At 71.9% G+C, this 736-nt stretch carries 1 protein-coding gene; it reads right to left on the minus strand.

All coding sequences use genetic code 11. The features are described 5' to 3' along the window. The coding region (locus AC5WRT_RS38990) for a ketoacyl-synthetase C-terminal extension domain-containing protein (protein WP_496101107.1) at window positions 1–736 on the minus strand (736 nt) is incomplete at both ends.

Consider the following 736-nt stretch of genomic DNA (forward strand, 5'->3'; position numbering starts at 1 on the left):
GCTCGGCACCCCGGGTCGCCCGGCCCCGTATCACGGAGGACGGCATCATCTCGGCACCGGCGGACAACGTCCTCACCGCGTCGACCAGTTCGTCGGACTCGCGACCAAGGATCACGGCCCGGTTCTCGAACGCGCTGCGCGTCGCCGCCAGCGACCACGCCACGTCGACCGCCCGCAGGCGCTCCTCCGCCGACCCGGCGAACAGAGCCAACCGGCCTGCCTGGCCGGTCAATCCCTCGGCACCGCGCCCCGACACCACCCAGGGCAGGACACCACCGGCGGTGAACACCGGATCCGGTTCCGCCGGCTCCAAGGGCTCCGGAGCGATCGGCGCCTCCTCCAGCACCACATGTGCGTTCGTCCCGCTGATGCCGAAGGACGACACGCCGGCCCGGCGCGGGAGCCCCTCGACGCGCGGCCACTCCACGGGCTCGGTCAGCAGCGACACCGCGCCGGCCGACCAGTCGACGTGCGGAGTCGGCTCGTCCACGTTCAGGGTCTGCGGCAGCACGCCGTGCTGCATCGCAAGGACCATCTTCATCACGCCCGCGATGCCTGCGGCCGCCTGGGTGTGGCCGATGTTGGACTTCAATGAACCGAGCCACAACGGACGTTCGGGGTCACGGTCCCGGCCGTAGGTGTCCAGCAGTGCCTGCGCCTCGACGGGGTCGCCGAGGATGGTACCCGTGCCGTGCGCCTCGACCGCGTCCACCAGGTCGGGGGTGAGTCGGGCGTC

This window comes from Streptomyces sp. NTD91 (assembly GCF_059510455.1).